The following is a 17,199-nucleotide window of genomic DNA, read 5'->3' as shown; positions in this document are numbered from 1 at the left end:
TTAGAATCCATATTTTTCTTCACGCTTTTTGAAGGCTTCTTTTCCTCCTTCGACAATTTGAGTAATATGTTCTCTAATGCCCATAGATTTTAACAAATCTTTTTCATTTTGATTTACGGAGATAGGATTTACATCTTCTAATGCACCATTTATGTAATCAAATAAGTATGGGCTTCCTAGTTCATCATCATCGCTTTGTCCTCTTTGATTTGCAATAATAATATTTTCGGCATCTGCATTTACTACTATATTTGCATTATGAGTTACTAAAATTATTTGTCGTTCTTTTTTCTTTTCTTTTAAATACTCAATAAGTTCATTAGTAACAGAGCGATTATCTAAATTATCTTCTGGTTGGTCAATTAATATTGGACCTTTAGTCTCACTTAATTTTATCATTACTTTTAATAAAACCAAACTTGCTTTTCCTGTAGACATTTTATGAATTGTATCATTTTTATAAGTTATGTCCCAATGGTCAAAAAAATGTTTTTGTTCTAAAATCTTAATTATTGCATCTTGTTTTGAAGTGTTATTCTTTAATCTATAATTTCCATTTTCAATATTTTCAAAAGCTGCTTTTAAGTCTGTTAAATATTTTTCAAAATCATATTCCATTAAAGCTTTATTTTCTTCATTGAAAATTCGATATTCAGAATAAGATTTTGTATTTCCGTGACTAAAATCTATAATTATTTCACGATATTTTGGAAAATTGAAATAGATTTTACCTTCAATTTTTAATTCGGGATCCTCTTCTTTAATTTTATCTATGCGAGAAACAAAATCTATCAACAAATTATCATATAATTTTCTATTATTTTTAATGTCTTCAAAAACTTTATTTTTTCTATCATCAGCAGTTTTTGTTATATTTTCTGTCTCTTTTTCAATTTGTTCAATTTCCGCTATTTTAATTTTTTCTTCAGAAATTGTTTTTTGATAATTAATAATCAAGTTTTGGTTTTCAAATAAACTATTTAATGGAGCTAACTTTTTATTTAACTCATTTAATCTTTTATTAATAATATTCAATTTTAAATTGAAAATATTATTTTCTAATACTAGAAAATTTTCATTTTCATCTTTTATAGTTAACTTTTTTATGCTTTCATTTTCAGCAATTGCATTATCAATAAAAGTGAGTTTCTCAGCATAGTCATTTTTTATATCTTCTAATTCAAGGTTTTCTATTAATAATGTTTTCTTTGCTTTTAATTCATTAAGAGCATAATTAGTTGATTCATAAAAATTATATATTTTCTCTAAATCCCCCAGTAACGAATTTTTGGCTTTCTCTAATTCTGAATATTCACTTGTTAAATTATTGTATTCTATCGTTTGTTCAGGTGTTAAGTCTTTTTTAGTTTCTGCAATTTTTGACTCTAAAGCTTCGATATTTTTTATAATAGACTCTTTATCTCCTTTGTGTTGTAATTCTTCTTTTTTCTTTCTTAATTCCTCTTGATAAATAAAATATTGAGAAATATCATTTTTTCTTATTTCGTCATTTTGCCCTAATTTCTCTACGAAATCTTCGTAAATTTTATTATATTTTGGATCTTCTCTGAGTAGATTTCTTATATATTTTTTTAATTCATTTGAATTTCTTAAACTCTTATCAACTAAATCTGATAGGTGGTTTTGAGGAATATATTTTATACTTCCTAAAATACTGTTCTTTCCATTTTCTCTTTTTATGTTCTGGCTTATACCTAAATAGTTTTCGACTGTAAAATCAAATTCAGGATCATCAATACTTAAATCATATAAGTCTTTTTCCTTATTATCATTTGCATCTTTATATTTTAAAACAGAATCATTTTGATTTTCGTAAAATGTTTTAGCAATATTGTATAGTAATATTGACTTGCCAGAAGATTTTCCTCCTATGATTACATTTAAATTTTTATTAAAATATATAGGGGCTGTTGTGAACTTATTATCAGATGAAGCAAATATTATTTTGTCAATCATTAAACTATCCAATTTTTCTGATTCAGGTTTTTCCTTTTGAATTTTAACTCTTTCAATTGGCTCATATATTATTTGTTTGAGACCCTCAAAAGTTGGATGTGCCTTTATCCAAGTAAATTTATTTGAAATATCCTCTTTAGAATGTGCATCACTACAATTTATAATAGCCTTATTTTTATCAATGATACAAATATCTTTTCCGAGACAGTATTCTCTATTATTACTAAAATATTCTTTAGAACTATTATTTCCTAATATAAAATTTGATAATTCATCAAATTTTTTTTCTTGAGAAATGTTTCTAGGTTTATTATCAACTTTAAACCCTCCGTATCCAGTGTATGGTACACATACAATAAAATCCTCAATTATTTTAAAATCTGTTTTTAATTGATTTAAAATTGATTCAAAATCAATTGTCACGGAATCAATACCTAATTGTAAGATATCAGCTTCTCTACAATATTTATTAGTATGATTATTTAGTTTTACATTACCTATACTATTCAATATATTTCGTATTCCGAGTTTAGGATTAAATAAGATATGAAAATTTATATGGTCTCCTTTTGTATTTTTGTCACTTGCCCTAAACTCAAAATTTGGAATTACATAACATTTATTATCAAGTCCTTTAACAACTTCATTGTATTCAACTTCTGTAATATAAAAATAGTTAGTTAGACCAATAACATCTATATCTTTATTAATAATTTCTTTACAAAAATCTTCAATTGATAAGTCTTTATACCTATTAGATGTTGAATGTGTCATTGGACTATGAATATGCAAATCCCATTTTCTCCACTCTGAACCTCTGTTTATTTTCATATTTTTTAGTTTTTCCTAATATATTAATTTCTATCTAATTGAGCAGTTTTTCTCAATCACCAAATATATTCCCAATCCATAAAAAAAGACTACGGCTTCCCGTAATCTCTAGCATTTCTCCAATATCTCCCTAAAAACCCTCTCCATCTCACCTTTATCCGCCTTTCCTCCTGATAAAGCTTTCGATTTCTCTTCATTTTCAGCGATTGTTTTCTCAAGAAAATCAAACAGTTCCCAATCATTCGGGTGATAATAAGATTCTCCTTTGGTGGCTTTTAAGGCAACGAGGTTTTCTATTTTTCGTCTGGTTGTATCATCTGTTAAAACAAGCAGATCACTGAACAATATGGGTGGAACTGTTCCTTTTTCTATGATCCACTTTCCGGTGAGAGTAGTTCGTAAGCAATAAAAGTAACTTTTTAATTTTACTTCATCAGTTCTGCAGGCTTCCAGATATTTCTTACTCATGCTTAGATAATGATAAGAAACCGCTACCGGAGAAAAACAGGCATCAGCCAAAGGTTTAAAGAGTTCTACAAACTTTTCATCCGCTTTATAAACGATAGGAGAATAGAACCAGCTCAGCAAAGCTGCATTCGATTTCAGCAAAAGATGAAAGGTTTTTTTCAGATCCCAGCCTGAGCAGTCCAGGTCATCTTCTGTCATAAATTCTATGGTTTCATCCTTATCCCAGGGAGAAAGATACCAGTCTTTGTCATGAAGATATATAAAACGTATATCATAATCACTGTCAGGAGATGCAAAACCCCAGGCTCTGCTCCCAGATTCTACGGCAAGAAGGACTTCTACGCCTTTTGCAGCCTCAACTTCTTTTATTTTTTCAAGTATTTTTGGTGTCATTGTTTTGTATTTATAGTGCAAAGTAAAAGATGAGGTGCGCAATGTTCTTACGTTGTTTTTTTGTTGCGAGATTCGGGATTTCCTGGGGATGGGTTTTAGGGTTTGAGTGTGGGAGAGTTTGAGAGTTTGAGAGTTTGAGAGTTGCGGGGTTCGGGTTGGTGAGTTTGAGGGTAAGAGCGTTTGTGAGAGGGTGGTGTTTAGCTTCCTGCTTCCAGCATCTAGCCTCCAGCTCATAAAAACTACAAACAAACACTGTAAAATATCCACCGTTTTACTAATATTGCATTTTTCTATTTAACATAACTATAAACATCCATGTTATCATCAGAATTACAACATAAAATTGATTTTAAAACAAAACCATTAGGTGCATTAGGACATCTTGAACATATTGCCCACAAAATCGGAATGGTTCAGAAAACCACTTCCCCACAGTTATTGAATCCTCATATGGTGGTTTTTGCAGCCGATCATGGGATTGCCACAGCAGGAGTAAGTGCCTATCCACAGGAAGTTACCTATCAGATGGTGATGAATTTCCTGGGCGGAGGCGCAGCCATCAATGTTTTTTGCAGGCAGAATGATATTACAATCAAAATTGTGGATGCCGGAGTTAATTTCGACTTTCCGGAAGGATTGGATCTGGTGGATAAAAAAGTCAGAAAATCCAGCCGTAATATTTTGGAAGAACCTGCCATGACTCCTGAAGAATATCAGCAGGCACTTAAAAATGGAAAAGCAGTGGTGAATGATATTGCGAAAAAAAGCTGCAATATTATTGGCTTTGGAGAAATGGGAATCGGGAATACTTCCGCGTCTTCTTTGATGATGAGCAAGCTCTTTGACATTCCGATTATCAATTGTATCGGACGTGGAACAGGATTGAATGATCATCAGCTGGACAATAAGGTCAGTATTTTAAAAGAAGCTATTGAAAAATATCCGGCTGAAATGACCGAAGATGAAATTGCCCAAACATTTGGCGGATTAGAGATTGCCCAAATGATCGGAGCGATTGAGGAAGCGTATCATCACAATATGCTGATCATGGTAGACGGATTTATTGCAACGGTTGCGGTAGCCACCGTCTGGAAAAAGAATCCTGAAGTGTTGAACAACTGTATCTTCTGCCATGTAAGCAATGAAAATGCCCATCCTCAGCTATTGGGACTGATGAGAGAGCAAGCTATTCTCAATCTGAATCTACGCCTCGGAGAAGGTACAGGCTGTGCATTGGCTTATCCGATTATTCAGAGTGCGGTTAATTTCCTGAATGAAATGTCAAGCTTTGAAGATGCTCATATTTCCAACAAATCATCTTAGTTTTATAAAATAATAAAGGGGCAATGAAGCCCCTTTTATCTTAAATTAATGACAATTAGTAAGTATGTGCAACATCTTTACCTGTAAACATCATTCTTACAGGTTTATTTTGAATAGCACCTTCATTGAATTTATATGCATTAAATACAAACATGGTAGGAAAATATCTGTATAAACCATCATCTACCAAATATAGTTTTCCGGTATTGGTGTTTCGTACCAGTTGGGTTCCTGCAGTGATATCAGGTCCTCTTTCTCCTGTATAATCTTCGATATTTACTTTAGATAACAAATAGGGTTTTCCCTGAACAGCGAACAGATTATTGATCACTGCAAAAGATTCGATACGTCTCAGCGTACTTTCAAATACAATATACAAATTTCCTGTAGCATTATCTTGGAAAAACTGCCCGTCACGAACACGGTATGCTTTAGGTTCAGAATCTTTTAAGTAGAAAGCAATACCTTCATAAACAAATCCATTTTTTCCATCTCCCAATTCATTTTTATCTCTGGTGTAGAAGTGCGTCTTTTTATCACCATTGAAATACCTGTAAATCGGAAAACTTCCCGGCTCATCACCATTGTAGCTGGTACCAAGATCTCTTTTCTCCCAGTAGCTTTGTCCCACTAGCTCATTAGGATTAGTCGTTAATACCAGATCATTACTTCCTGTATGAAACCATCTTGTAATGACCGGACCCGGCCCATCAGCAGAACCTAATAATCTCTCCTGAAAATAATAGCTTAATCCAGGATAGGATTTAGGAAGTTCGGAGGGTAAAGGAGAAGTATTATACAAATATTTTTTGGTCAGATCACTGTAGAAACCGTAAATAGGATTGGTTAAGTAAAAAGATTTGGACCAGATTCCTGCAGGTGGAGGAGTCGGTACATCCGGATTATCTCTGAAGCCTCCTTTTGCCATCATGTTATTGCCGGATGCATGTAAGGCTTGTGCTTCATTTACATTGTCCAGTTCATCACCGGGAGCTGAACAGTTTACGATGGATATAAGACATAATCCAACGAAATACGCTTTTTTCATTTGTTCTTTTTTCATGGTTATTATGGTGCAAAACTAAAAATACTTCAGAGATAAAAAGGACAAATTTCATGTGATAAGATTCATGTTTCTTATTTTTTTAATTGATCTCTTTACCATTGTTAAAAGCTTTCCTAATTTTACGGGAATTGATTAATCCAGTTTTTATATTAAAAAATAACAGATGAAAGTCCTCAAAAATGAACTGATCTATTTTGCTATGGCACTCATGTTTTTCACAAGAATTCCGGTTCCGTTTACCATTCCGTACTCTAGTGAGATTATGAATAAATCTCAGAAATATTTTGCCTGGGTAGGCTTGATCGTAGGGTTCATCAATGCTTTGATTCTTTATCTTTCTACATTGCTTTTTAATCTTGAAATCGGGATTGTTTTAATGATGATTTCTAATGTTTTGCTGACCGGAGCTTTTCATGAAGATGGCTTTACGGATATGTGCGACAGCTTCGGAGGTGGATATGGAAAAGAAAAAATCCTGACGATTATGAAGGATAGCCGGGTAGGAGCATATGGTACAATAGGGATCATTTTGCTTTTTGCTTTAAAATTTTATAGTATTCAGGCCCTTGGAATGAGTAATCCGGTGGGAGTTTTACTCATTGTCATTTTAGGACATACGGCAAGTCGTTTTATTGCTGGTACGATGATCTATACTCATCAGTATGTCACTGATATTGACGTCAGTAAATCAAAACCTTTAGCCAATAAACCGTTGGATAAGATGGCTTTGCTGGTAGGATTTGTCAGTGTTTTAATTGCATTTGTCCTGGTTCAGGACTGGCATTTGATTTTTGCTTTTGCTCTCGCATATGTGGGGAAAATGTATATGGGCTGGTATTTTAAAAAACATATCGGGGGTTATACAGGGGACTGTCTGGGATCAGTACAGCAGGTTTGTGAAGTTTTATTTTATTTAGGAACAATCATCGTATGGAAATTCATCTGATCCGTCATACCGCTGTAGACAATCCGGAAAACCTGTGTTATGGTTTTGCTGAAATGCCTTTACGTAAAGATTTCACTGAAGATTTTAAAATGTTGGAAATAGACAAGGATTACGACGTAATTATTTCAAGTCCTTCTCAACGCTGCCATCTTTTAGCTGATTTTTTTAAGTTTGATTATCAGACAGACGAGAGACTTCGCGAAATGAATTTCGGGAACTGGGAAATGAAAAAGTGGATTGATATTCCCGAAGAGGAAATCAATCCCTGGTATCAGGATTTTGTGAGTGTAAAAGCCTCAGGCGGTGAAAGTCTTCTGGAAATGCAAACCCGGGTTCTCAGCTTCTGGAATGAATTCATTCAGAGAAAAGATCTGGAAAAAGTACTTATAGTTACGCATGCCGGAGTCATTCGTTTGATCCTTCAGGCGGTGCTTCAGTTTCCATTGGAGAATATGTTTGCTGTTCAGATTGATTATGGGAAAAAAGTGATTATTAATTGGAATGAAGGAGTTTTTTCAGTGAAGAAGGTGAATGTATAATTATGGTAAAAGTTTTATTCAATAGGAACGGACTTTAGTCCGTTTGTTAAAGATTACACTTTGTAGGATGGATTCCTGCGGAATGACAAACTGTGTGGATAGGCCATCATTATAATTGTATCGATCCGTAGGAATTTAGCCACAATCCTGTAAAAAACACAGAAACACTACAATCCTGACCAACCTCCCAACTGAAGACGTGAAAATTCCCCTCCCTCGGAGGGGTGTCAAAAACTCAAAGAATTTTTGACGGGGTGGTTCTCAACGTTTCCCTAACCAAATCCTCACAAAAAACGCCACCCGATATCATCAGATGACGTCATGGAATTTATTTAAAAATTCTGATAAAACTATCTTTCTCCAGGCTTTCCAGTGAGAAATCAAAATCAGCTTCCGCTTTTTCTGTGGTAATCTCACCTCCAAGTTCTTTGATAAGCTCATTGAAAGGCATGGCTTCATACCATTGCTGATACAATGCCGTTGTGGCCATCATGGAAACCTGGCTATTTCCTGAAACATGAGCATGTCCGGCTCCGAAATTCAACAGTACGAAACATTGCTTTTCGTTCTTTGTCACCAGCATTCCCAGAATCATTTGCTTCTGAACAGAATTACATCTGGCCTCAGCAAAGAGATGATTAGGATTCATCATATAATCGTAGGAAATATCATCTCCTTTTCCGATCACAATTTTATATCCACAGTTGGCATCTCCACTGAAAACGTTGTTCATGACAAGTGTTGGTTCACACAGGCCTTTATTCGCGTAAAGATATTCCACAGCACCGTTGGGAGCAGAAGTCATATCTCCGGAGTACATCAACTGTCCGTTACCATGATTATAAGCGGCATTCCAACCTATTTTTCCAGCGATATTCAATCCTGAAAGGTCAAGGTCATTAGCACCCCATTGGTCTTCCCAATAAATACCTACAGCCAGTCTATCCGCATAAAAACGGGTTCCGGTAGGAATGTTTCCAACAAACATCTTTTCAGAAGTTGGTAACGCAAATTCTATATTTTCAGGGAAATAGAATTTCTTTCCGGATAGGTTTTCATACTTCAGTTTCAAAAAGTCCAGAATAAAATCATAATTGAACTGATTCACGTAAGTTTCCTTACCTTTTTTAGTCCATGATTTTCCGTTTCGGACTCTGTAGACAAAGGTATCTTGACCATACATTCTTGAGTAACATGCTGACAATGCTTTGAATAAGGCAAACGGTGTTGCATTTTCCAGCCAGTGCCAATCGCTGTTTTCCAATAGAGTATTTGTGGCGTCATTCAATGGGTTTGAAATCAGTGGCTTATGATGAATCTTTGATAATTTTGATATTTTATTGATCGCTTTTGGTGCTCTGTTTTTATAAGCCAGAAATAATGGTTTGAATCTGTTGAAAATTTCCGCCATTTTTTCCATTCCAAAGCTTTCAAACAAATAGGTCGGATTAAAATTACTCTGCTTGATTACATCAATCAAATCATCGTTCTTGATTAAAAGCGTTGTATTCGTTGTTTTATAAATAACATAACGGAAAAACTCAACAGGATTTTCAGGGTAAATATCATAAAGATCAGCAATTTTTATAACCGCTTCTTTATTTCTGATGTTTTCTTTTCCTGTAAAATCATATTCCAGTTCCGTATGTAAAATAGAAAGCAAATCATCAATGGTTTCTTCTTTTAAAGCAATACCTGATCTTAAAAGAGCAAGACATTTTTCCTGCATCTCTTCCACAGAGTAGGCTTTGATAACTTTAAAAACAAGCTTCATATCAGGAACATTCAAAACTTCATTGGGAATATAGATTTCACTTTGAAAATCGCTTCCATACGTTGAAATATAATGAGTGATCTGTTCAAAAAATAAATCAATTCTGGAAGTGTTCTTTATTTTCTCCCAGGATTTATGAAAGGTTTTATTCAAATCATTACCATTCAGTTTTTCCTTTGCATAAAAAGAGATGATTTCATTTTTTGCCCATAAAGCATCTGATTCAATGATGAAACCATCATTAGAAATAAATGGCTTTTCATCAGATTTTCTGGCCAATACAGCATTGAATAATTGTAGTGTTTTCATTGTTTTAAGTTTAAAAAATAAGTGAGGAGTAGATTCATTAAAAGTGAAGGGTATAGGAACTCCTTTTACCTATAGTTTATAAAAAGCGGGGAGTAATTTATCCAAAAAATATAGGAACTCCCTTTGCCTTATAATTTGTAAAAAGGCGGAAAGTAAATCTGGAAATATAGGAACTTTCTGTGCCTTTAATTTTTCTATAAAATATTTTTTACTGTTGTGAATTTGGGCTATTGTTTTTTTAATTAAACCTTACGGGTTTCTAAAACCCGTAAGGTTTGAATAGAAAGCACGTTTTTAAATAAGTTTAAGCAATTTTAATCATAAAAAATTATGCTTTTCTGAATTTCTTCTTTTTCTTCCACGGTGCATTCTTCTGAACATCTCCGGCCATAATACATCCGTAAGGCATCACTTCATCCAGAACTTCACAAAGTCCATACTCTTCTATCTGTGCTCTTACGTTCTTAGCACTTTTATAAGCGCTCGGAAGTTCAGAAATATCAACTTCATTGGAGTAGAAACGGATATCTAATCCTGCTGTTTCTTCATTGAAGATTTCCTCAGTGGTTCTATGAGCCAATGATCTTTTATGCTGGCTTCTGCTGAAATTTCTTCCTGCTCCATGAGGTGCAAAACCTAAGTTTCTTTCATTCGTTTTTCCCTGAACAATCAATACCGGTTCTGCCATATTCAACGGAATCAGTCTTGGTCCTGTAATATCAGGCATGAACTTATCATCCAGTGGAGTAGCTCCTTTTGCGTGATAGAACAGATCTCCATCTTTGAATACGAAGTTATGCTCGTTCCAATATCTGTTTTCTTTCTCCATTTCCAGCTTATTCAGCACGGCATCATGAAGGGAAGTATGGTTTTCTTTTGTCCATTGTCTTATCAATTGCAGGGCTTCCCAATACGATTTACCTTCATCCGTATCATAAGGAATCCATGCATTTTCTCTTAAAGTTTCAGGAGAGATTTCCTGTCTGAAACGGTTGGCAACCTTCATTCCTTTATCATATAAAGCGGCTCCAGGAGCTCTTGATCCATGATGGGTTACCATCATAGTGTTTCCTGTATTTTTGGAAATTCCGACAAAAAGGAAGTGGTTTCCGTCTCCCTGAGTTCCCATATGAGAACGGGCAATGCTGATCAGCTTTTCATCCTGTAAGAATTCATTTTCTCTGAAAGCATCCATCAGTTCCTGAGACATCGGCATCTGTTCTCCTCTTGGTCTTCCTCCATATCCGAAATGAGTGATCGAATGTGCTGCATCCAAAACATCTTTAGGATTGGTTTTTCCAAAATCCGTCAACATTACAGAACAACAGATATCAGCACTATGGAATCCCGGGTGAATGGCATTTTTTGCCACAACCACACCTCCCACCGGAATCTGACCTTCAGGACCTGTAGGGCAGGCATCCGGCATTAAAGCTCCGCTAATCAGAGTGGGAGTTTTCATCAGAACTTTCATAGTTTTGATTACTTTTTCCACATTATCATTCTCACTTTCGTGTTCTGCACGTATGTTGATCATAAAATCTTTAGCTGTTTCATGAAGCGGAATAAGATCTGGTTGTTTGAACTGTACCAGATATTCTGCGATCTGATGCTCATCCAGATGATTCTCGTTGATATAGCTAATGGCATCTTTAAACCATTTTGCTGGTCTATATCCTAATTCGATTAAATGATTTCCATTAAATTCCATTTTGTTTCATTTTGATGATGCAAAGTAATATCATTATTGCGCAATAGTTTTGCGTAGATAAAGAAATTTTAATTATTTTTACAAAAATTAATTAAAAAGACGAAAAAGCACATTGGCTGACTCGTAAAAATAGTATAAAATTAAAAAAACAAGACTCATGGTATTATTAGAACAATTAAAACATTTCCCGGAAACGATCCAGTTTAGTGATGTGATCGCTCATATTGATGAACATTATGAATTTACTCCTACTGCCTTTCAGAACGGAGATACAACCAATCAGGCAGGGCAGAACAATGGTTCTTGCAAGGTTTTCAGTTTTGCAAGCATTCAGGATCTGACGAAAGAACAAACCCTTTGGCTTTTTGGTGAGTTCTACAGAGAAGATGTTTTGAAAAATCCTGAAGGAACTGACCATCAAAATATCCGAAACTTTATGAAATTCGGCTGGGAAGGGATTACTTTTGACGAAAATGCTTTGAGAGAGAAATAGTTTTCAAGAAAAGAGCAGAAATAAAAGCAGATTGCTTATTAAAAAAACACCAATCATTAAACACTAAGGTATGTCATCCAATAAAAATGCTCTGATCCGGTATAAAACATTAGATAAATGTCTTAAAAACAAATACAGAAAGTATACGCTGGAGGATCTTATTGATGAATGTTCAGAAGCATTGTTTGAATTTGAGGGAAAAGAATCTTATGTAAGTAAGAGGACTGTTCAGCTTGATCTTCAGAATATGCGGAGTGAAAAATTCGGATATGAAGCACCTATTGAAGTTTACGAAAGAAAATACTATCGTTACAGTGATCCGGAATACAGTATTCATAATATCTCTGTGAATGAAAGTGACCTGAAGGCGATGAATAATGCGGTTCAGATTTTAAAACAGTTCAAAGACTTTTCCATGTTCAAGGAGATGAATGGGGTTATTCAGAAACTGGAAGACTCTATTCATGCAACCAGCCAGAAATCCATTATTCATCTGGATAAAAATGAACAGCTAAAAGGGTTGGAACATATTGATATCCTGTACGAAAGTATCGCGAATAAAAAAGTGTTGAAGATTCTTTACAAAAGCTTTACAGCAAGAGAATCCAATATTTTTACGGTACATCCGCAGCTGTTGAAGGAGTTCAATAACCGTTGGTTTCTGATCTGTCTTTACAAACAAAAAATGTACAATCTGGCATTGGACAGAATGGAAAGCATTGAAACAGATGACAATCTTCCCTATATTGACAAGGATCTGGATGGAGATGAATATTTTAAAGATATTGTAGGAGTAACTGTTGCAGAGTCAATGGACCCCAGGAATGTCATCTTTTGGGTAGATTCGGGGAATGCTCCTTATGTAAAAACAAAACCGTTGCATAAAAGTCAGGAAATCTTAAAGGAAGACCGTGACGGAACGCTGTTTAAAATATGTGTTCAGATCAATTTTGAGCTGGAAAGACTTTTGCTTGGGTTCGGAGACTCTCTGATTGTACATAAGCCCAAAAAACTACGGTTGAAAATGGAAGAAAAGTTCAGTGCAGGTAGTAAAAATTACCAGAATCTGATTGTTCCCGAGGAAAATTAATTTATTTTAAATGTACCATTCACAAGGTTTTGTTGAAGATAATTTATTTTCATATTTTATCTTGGCTTGGAAATTGTATTATTAACTTAACAATACCGAATTAATTATGAAATCAAGAATATTTAAAGCATTAATTGCAATTATAGCACCGCTGGCGATAGAGTATATCGTTAAAAAAATATCTGAGAAGATAGATAAAAAACAAGAAGAGAAAGAGAACGAAAAAAAGCAGATTACTGCATAAACGTATAAGTAGTTAAAATTTAAAATTATTGAAAAGAGACTGTCATGAGGATGTACGGTCTCTTTTTTTGTTAATGGATTTTTTTTGATGAACGTTGAAAACCACCCCGTCAAAAATTCTTTGAATTTTCGCCACCCCTCCGAGGGAGGGGAATTTTCACGTCTTCAGTTGGAATTTTGGTCAGATTGTATTTTTTCATGATAACTAAGGCTGGACTTCTACGGAATAACAAACTGTGTGGATATGCCATCATTCCAATTGTGTCATTCCGTAGGAATCTCGGTTTCCCTACACAAAATCATAGATCCCATCTTTCCATCCCAATACTTTGGAAGAATCCGCTTTAAGCCAGTTTTTTAAAATTGTGGCATATACTTTTCTGAAATCTTCTTTGTAGATAAGATCGCCTTCATTCAGATTCTGAAGATCGGGAAGGGCGTTCAATAATCCTTTTTTCTTAAGATTTCCGCCGATAAAAAACATCTGGTTGGCTGTCCCGTGATCTGTTCCGTTACTGGCATTCTGTGCTACGCGACGACCAAACTCCGAAAAGGTCATCAACAGTATATTTTTGAAAAGTCCATTACTTTTCATATCTGCTACAAATGACTTTACCGCTTCATTAATATCATTAAATAACTTTTTCTGTCTCTCATTCTGGTTGACATGAGTATCAAAACTTCCCACAGAAAGGTAATATACCTGAGTGTTGATGTCAGACTTTATCAAAGAAGCTACCGTCTTAAAATCTTTTCCTAATTGAGAATTGGGATAGATTTGTTCTGTCTTTTTAGCTTTGCTTTTTTCAAAAATATAATCGGCATTATTGATGGTAGAACCTAAGGTCTGGTAAAGATAAGACACTGTTTCATCGTCATGATGATGGTCGTAAAGAGATTTAAAATACTTTTCCTGACTGGTCTGATAGAGTCTTTTAGGATCTTTAAAGGCAAAAGCTTTATTATTTTCACCTTTTAAGGCAAGACTTAGCATATCATCTACTTCCAATGCCTGGGTAGGATGCTCACAACGATAGCATTCTTCATCCAGAAAACGTCCCAGCCAGCCTGTTTCCAGAAACTGGTCGCTTCTGCTTGCTGACTGCCAGATATCCATACTTCGGAAATGGGATTTGTCCGGATTGGGATAGCCCACGTTATTCATCACAGACAGTTCGCCGTTATCAAAGAGTTCTTTAAAATAGGAGAGTGACGGATTAATTCCAGCCTCATCTGTAAGCGGTATAGAATCCTGAATAGCCAATGTTTTCCTTTCCCTGAAATAAATATCATTTTTAGCAGGAATAATGGTATTCAAACCATCATTTCCACCTGTAAACTGAAGAACTACCAGAATGTTCTGGTTAGGATTCAGTGCTTCATCCAGAGTCATGGCTTTAAGGAAATTAGGCATCAGCATCGAAGCGGTAGCCAGTGAGCTTATTTTGAGGAATTCTCTTCTTTTGATTAACATAATTTTCTTTTTAGGGGTTAAGGTGGCAGATGATAGGTTGCGGGTTATAGTGCCAGGTCGTATCTATTAAAATAATAGATGGCAGTTAAGCTATACTGTGACAGCTATTACCTGCTACCTGCAACCTGTAATCTTCTCTACATTAACTGGTATTCCGGGGTAGACATCAGATTGATGACATTCATTTTTATACTCTTATCTGAAAAATTCTTTACAGAATTCATATCGAGACTTTGAGTATTCTGCAGAAGATAATCTTCACAATTTTTATGGGCGAAAAGCTTTTCAATACGATCCCAGTCGATGGTGATATTTGGGTTTTTAAAGCTTTTGTTTAAAGCCGTTTCACGGGATTTCATGCCCATATCAATATCATCATCCTGCCTTGGGCTGTATTCCAAAGGGCGAAGTCCGGACCAGATCTGTGGAACCTGAAGTCTCAGCATTAAAGTAGAGCTGTCAATCCATGATTTTCCATTAGGCCATCCCGCTACATTGGGTGGATAAAGGAGCATTTGGCCCAATAATTTCTGATACACGATGAGGTTTTCAGGGTTCTGAATATGCATAGGAAGGATTCGCATAATTCCTGCCATCAGTTCTACAGGTGATTTTATACGGTTTCCGATATTCTTCTGATCATAAAACCATGTGCTTGAAAATATCTCAGTCATCAGCTTTTTGATATCATATCCTGAATGGTAGAAATTGGCGCTGAGTTGATTAACAATCTCCTGATCCGGTTTTTCATTGACGAAGAATTTGTAAATCTTTGTCGTAATAAATTGTGCTGTAGCTTTTTGTTCCAGAATAATATTGAGAACATCACTCCCGTCAAAGTTGCCGGTTTTTCCTAAAAAGGTTTTACTGCCTTCATCATGAAGATTTTTCCTTTCTTTAAAATTACCTTCCTTATCATAACTCCATCCTGTAAAGGCTCTTGCTCCTTCTCTTATATCCTTTTCAGTGTAGTTGCCTCTTCCAATGGTAAACAATTCCATTACTTCACGGGCAAAATTTTCATTGGGATGATCTTTTTTGTTCTGCTGATTATTCAAAAAGTTAAGCATGGCTGGCGACTGGCTTACTTCAAAAAGCAGATCTTTGAAATTGCCCAGTGCGTTTTTCCTGATCGTATTCAAAAGTTGTTTGTTGAACCTTGGATTTTGTACTCTTGATGCAAAATGCCCATGCCAGAAAAAGGCCATCTTTTCTCTCATCTGTTCCTTGCTGTTGACGATGGAGTTCAGAAAATTCAGGTTCAGTTCGTTATTTTGTTCCCTGTTGATCCGCTGCATTTCTTTTTTCTTTTCTGCAGGAGCGGTACTGTTCATGTAATCTGCTGCTGAAACCGGATCAGGAGTGTCATAAGTGATTTCGCTTAAGCTTTCTTCTTTAAATAATTCATTCATCAACGTTTTAATGTTTTTATTTTTCAAATCATCAATTTGATTAATGCCAACGCCAAAACCTGCTCGCCAAAGAAGATGCTTGTTTTTTAATAATGAATCAGCCATCATGGAGAATTTATTTTTTGATGTATTTTGAAGAAAAAGGTTAAAATGATAAACGGGTTAAGGATTGTTAATATTGTTGAGAGGGCTGGAAGCAGGAGGCAGGAAGTTTGGGGTTGGAAGTTTTGGATCGTAGAAATAGGGTTGATTGTATGGAGTTATATTTCTTCCAACATCCAGCTTCCTTTCTTCCATCCTTTAATTCACTTTTTAGCTATCATTTTTTGATAAATTTTGTTAAACAATTATTTAAATTTTGTTAAAATTAATATATTGATATTCATTGTTTTATGAATTTTTTGAATGTTAAAATACAAGAAAAACCCTTGCTTGGCATGATTTTTACATCCTCTTGTTTAGTAAAATTTAAAAATTAGAGTTATGAAAATGTTTAAACAAGCAATAGTACTGGCTGGTATTTTAACAGCAGGTATCGCAAGCGCCCAAAGTGCTCAAATGAACAATATGATCAAGGTAGGTGCAAATGTTGGTTTAGCAGTTCCCGCAGATAATCTTTCCGCTGCAGTAGGAGTGGATGTAGCGTACCAGAATCTTATTACCCCAGGGTTTGGATTAGGTATTGCATCAGGATATACTCACTACTTTGGAAAAGAGAACAACGGATATAAAAACAATGACGTAGGAGTAGTTCCTGTAGCTGCTTTAATCAGAATTTATCCAAAACAAACCGGTTTCTATTTCGGAACTGACTTAGGATACGGATTCCTTGTTGGAGATAAAACAGTGGCTTCAAATACGGGTGTTGAAAGAGCAAGTGGAGGTTTCTACCTTAAACCGGAGATCGGATACCACAACAGAGACTGGAATTTCTTCGTACAATACCAAAAGGTTTTTGTAGGAACGAAGGGAGATTTGCCAGGTCAGGACTATAATGTGGGGAATATCGGAGTAGGATTCGGTTACAATATTCCATTAGGAAAGTAGTTAGATTTAATATATAAACAATTATTAACCAAAACCTTTTCACGAAAGTGGAAAGGTTTTTTTGTTCCGTGCAGGATTTACAAAAACAATTATTATATTTGGT

The 17,199-nt window shown here is 34.9% G+C and carries 15 protein-coding genes; 7 read left to right on the top strand and 8 right to left on the bottom strand.

Annotated features, from left to right (window positions below):
• Both ACMA47_RS04775 and ACMA47_RS04770 read right to left on the bottom strand, forming a co-directional pair.
• Nucleotides 1-2,808, bottom strand: a complete 2,808-nt coding sequence (locus ACMA47_RS04775; protein WP_413928886.1) for a TrlF family AAA-like ATPase — start codon at nucleotides 2,806-2,808, stop codon at nucleotides 1-3.
• Between the two features lie 108 nt (nucleotides 2,809-2,916).
• Complete coding sequence (locus tag ACMA47_RS04770) at nucleotides 2,917-3,669, bottom strand: DNA polymerase beta superfamily protein (RefSeq protein ID WP_413928885.1); 753 nt, start codon at nucleotides 3,667-3,669, stop codon at nucleotides 2,917-2,919.
• Nucleotides 3,670-3,984: 315 nt separating this feature from the next.
• Between ACMA47_RS04770 and cobT the strand changes: the two genes are divergently transcribed.
• Entirely contained in the window at nucleotides 3,985-4,992 is a 1,008-nt protein-coding gene (gene cobT / locus ACMA47_RS04765; RefSeq protein ID WP_413928884.1) for a nicotinate-nucleotide--dimethylbenzimidazole phosphoribosyltransferase, read from the top strand.
• Nucleotides 4,993-5,047: 55 nt separating this feature from the next.
• Here cobT and ACMA47_RS04760 read toward each other — a convergent pair whose 3' ends face one another.
• A complete protein-coding gene (locus ACMA47_RS04760; protein WP_413928883.1) occupies nucleotides 5,048-6,055 on the bottom strand; it encodes a hypothetical protein in 1,008 nt (335 codons plus the stop codon).
• A 166-nt stretch (nucleotides 6,056-6,221) separates the two neighbouring features.
• Here ACMA47_RS04760 and ACMA47_RS04755 point away from each other — a divergent pair, with 166 nt between their 5' ends.
• Nucleotides 6,222-7,004 (top strand): adenosylcobinamide-GDP ribazoletransferase, encoded by a 783-nt coding sequence (locus tag ACMA47_RS04755; RefSeq protein ID WP_413928882.1) that lies wholly within the window; start codon nucleotides 6,222-6,224, stop codon nucleotides 7,002-7,004.
• A complete protein-coding gene (gene cobC / locus ACMA47_RS04750; RefSeq protein WP_413928881.1) occupies nucleotides 6,989-7,543 on the top strand; it encodes an alpha-ribazole phosphatase family protein in 555 nt (184 codons plus the stop codon). Before ACMA47_RS04755 ends, cobC begins: the two co-directional genes overlap by 16 nt.
• Nucleotides 7,544-7,871: 328 nt before the next feature.
• Here cobC and ACMA47_RS04745 read toward each other — a convergent pair whose 3' ends face one another.
• Both ACMA47_RS04745 and ACMA47_RS04740 read right to left on the bottom strand, forming a co-directional pair.
• The gene (locus tag ACMA47_RS04745; RefSeq protein WP_413928880.1) at nucleotides 7,872-9,626 is read right to left on the bottom strand and encodes a hypothetical protein; all 1,755 of its coding nucleotides are present in this window, start codon (nucleotides 9,624-9,626) and stop codon (nucleotides 7,872-7,874) included.
• Between the two features lie 328 nt (nucleotides 9,627-9,954).
• Nucleotides 9,955-10,755 carry an RtcB family protein gene (locus ACMA47_RS04740; RefSeq protein ID WP_413928979.1) on the bottom strand — a complete coding sequence of 267 codons (801 nt, stop codon included), beginning with the start codon at nucleotides 10,753-10,755 and terminating at the stop codon, nucleotides 9,955-9,957.
• Nucleotides 10,756-11,494: 739 nt separating this feature from the next.
• Between ACMA47_RS04740 and ACMA47_RS04735 the strand changes: the two genes are divergently transcribed.
• From ACMA47_RS04735 to ACMA47_RS04725, 3 genes are all read left to right on the top strand, one after another.
• Nucleotides 11,495-11,830 carry a HopJ type III effector protein gene (locus tag ACMA47_RS04735; RefSeq protein ID WP_034692264.1) on the top strand — a complete coding sequence of 112 codons (336 nt, stop codon included), beginning with the start codon at nucleotides 11,495-11,497 and terminating at the stop codon, nucleotides 11,828-11,830.
• A gap of 70 nt (nucleotides 11,831-11,900) precedes the next feature.
• Nucleotides 11,901-12,920, top strand: a complete 1,020-nt coding sequence (locus ACMA47_RS04730; RefSeq protein WP_413928879.1) for a helix-turn-helix transcriptional regulator — start codon at nucleotides 11,901-11,903, stop codon at nucleotides 12,918-12,920.
• A gap of 106 nt (nucleotides 12,921-13,026) precedes the next feature.
• The gene (locus ACMA47_RS04725; protein WP_167348772.1) at nucleotides 13,027-13,164 is read left to right on the top strand and encodes a hypothetical protein; all 138 of its coding nucleotides are present in this window, start codon (nucleotides 13,027-13,029) and stop codon (nucleotides 13,162-13,164) included.
• 288 nt (nucleotides 13,165-13,452) lie between these two features.
• On the opposite strand, the gene ACMA47_RS04720 is transcribed toward ACMA47_RS04725, so the two are convergent.
• The 3 genes from ACMA47_RS04720 to ACMA47_RS04710 form a co-directional block, all read right to left on the bottom strand.
• The gene (locus ACMA47_RS04720) at nucleotides 13,453-14,637 is read right to left on the bottom strand and encodes a DUF1501 domain-containing protein (protein WP_413928878.1); all 1,185 of its coding nucleotides are present in this window, start codon (nucleotides 14,635-14,637) and stop codon (nucleotides 13,453-13,455) included.
• Nucleotides 14,638-14,774: 137 nt separating this feature from the next.
• Complete coding sequence (locus ACMA47_RS04715; RefSeq protein WP_413928877.1) at nucleotides 14,775-16,157, bottom strand: DUF1800 domain-containing protein; 1,383 nt, start codon at nucleotides 16,155-16,157, stop codon at nucleotides 14,775-14,777.
• A gap of 54 nt (nucleotides 16,158-16,211) precedes the next feature.
• Nucleotides 16,212-16,346 carry a hypothetical protein gene (locus ACMA47_RS04710; protein WP_413928876.1) on the bottom strand — a complete coding sequence of 45 codons (135 nt, stop codon included), beginning with the start codon at nucleotides 16,344-16,346 and terminating at the stop codon, nucleotides 16,212-16,214.
• Nucleotides 16,347-16,532: 186 nt separating this feature from the next.
• On the opposite strand from ACMA47_RS04710, the gene ACMA47_RS04705 reads away from it, so the two are divergent.
• Complete coding sequence (locus ACMA47_RS04705) at nucleotides 16,533-17,096, top strand: hypothetical protein (RefSeq protein WP_413928875.1); 564 nt, start codon at nucleotides 16,533-16,535, stop codon at nucleotides 17,094-17,096.
• The last annotated feature ends 103 nt before the right edge of the window (nucleotides 17,097-17,199 follow it).

The organism is Chryseobacterium sp. T20 (assembly GCF_047345655.1).
Taxonomy (GTDB): domain Bacteria; phylum Bacteroidota; class Bacteroidia; order Flavobacteriales; family Weeksellaceae; genus Chryseobacterium.
The sequence above is the reverse complement of the archived record's forward strand: the minus strand, read 5'-3'. Positions and strand labels throughout refer to the sequence as shown.

Bases quoted from the DNA above. Each gene is read 5' to 3' on its own strand.
- ACMA47_RS04705 (WP_413928875.1), top strand. From the start codon at position 16,533: ATGAAAATGTTTAAACAAGCAATAGTACTGGCTGGTATTTTAACAGCA.
- ACMA47_RS04755 (WP_413928882.1), top strand. From the start codon at position 6,222: ATGAAAGTCCTCAAAAATGAACTGATCTATTTTGCTATGGCACTCATG.
- ACMA47_RS04745 (WP_413928880.1), bottom strand. From the start codon at position 9,626: ATGAAAACACTACAATTATTCAATGCTGTATTGGCCAGAAAATCTGAT.
- cobT (WP_413928884.1), top strand. From the start codon at position 3,985: ATGTTATCATCAGAATTACAACATAAAATTGATTTTAAAACAAAACCA.
- ACMA47_RS04760 (WP_413928883.1), bottom strand. From the start codon at position 6,055: ATGAAAAAAGAACAAATGAAAAAAGCGTATTTCGTTGGATTATGTCTT.
- ACMA47_RS04720 (WP_413928878.1), bottom strand. From the start codon at position 14,637: ATGTTAATCAAAAGAAGAGAATTCCTCAAAATAAGCTCACTGGCTACC.
- ACMA47_RS04725 (WP_167348772.1), top strand. From the start codon at position 13,027: ATGAAATCAAGAATATTTAAAGCATTAATTGCAATTATAGCACCGCTG.
- ACMA47_RS04740 (WP_413928979.1), bottom strand. From the start codon at position 10,755: ATGGGAACTCAGGGAGACGGAAACCACTTCCTTTTTGTCGGAATTTCC.
- ACMA47_RS04735 (WP_034692264.1), top strand. From the start codon at position 11,495: ATGGTATTATTAGAACAATTAAAACATTTCCCGGAAACGATCCAGTTT.
- ACMA47_RS04770 (WP_413928885.1), bottom strand. From the start codon at position 3,669: ATGACACCAAAAATACTTGAAAAAATAAAAGAAGTTGAGGCTGCAAAA.
- ACMA47_RS04775 (WP_413928886.1), bottom strand. From the start codon at position 2,808: ATGAAAATAAACAGAGGTTCAGAGTGGAGAAAATGGGATTTGCATATT.
- ACMA47_RS04710 (WP_413928876.1), bottom strand. From the start codon at position 16,346: ATGGAAGAAAGGAAGCTGGATGTTGGAAGAAATATAACTCCATACAAT.
- ACMA47_RS04730 (WP_413928879.1), top strand. From the start codon at position 11,901: ATGTCATCCAATAAAAATGCTCTGATCCGGTATAAAACATTAGATAAA.
- cobC (WP_413928881.1), top strand. From the start codon at position 6,989: ATGGAAATTCATCTGATCCGTCATACCGCTGTAGACAATCCGGAAAAC.
- ACMA47_RS04715 (WP_413928877.1), bottom strand. From the start codon at position 16,157: ATGATGGCTGATTCATTATTAAAAAACAAGCATCTTCTTTGGCGAGCA.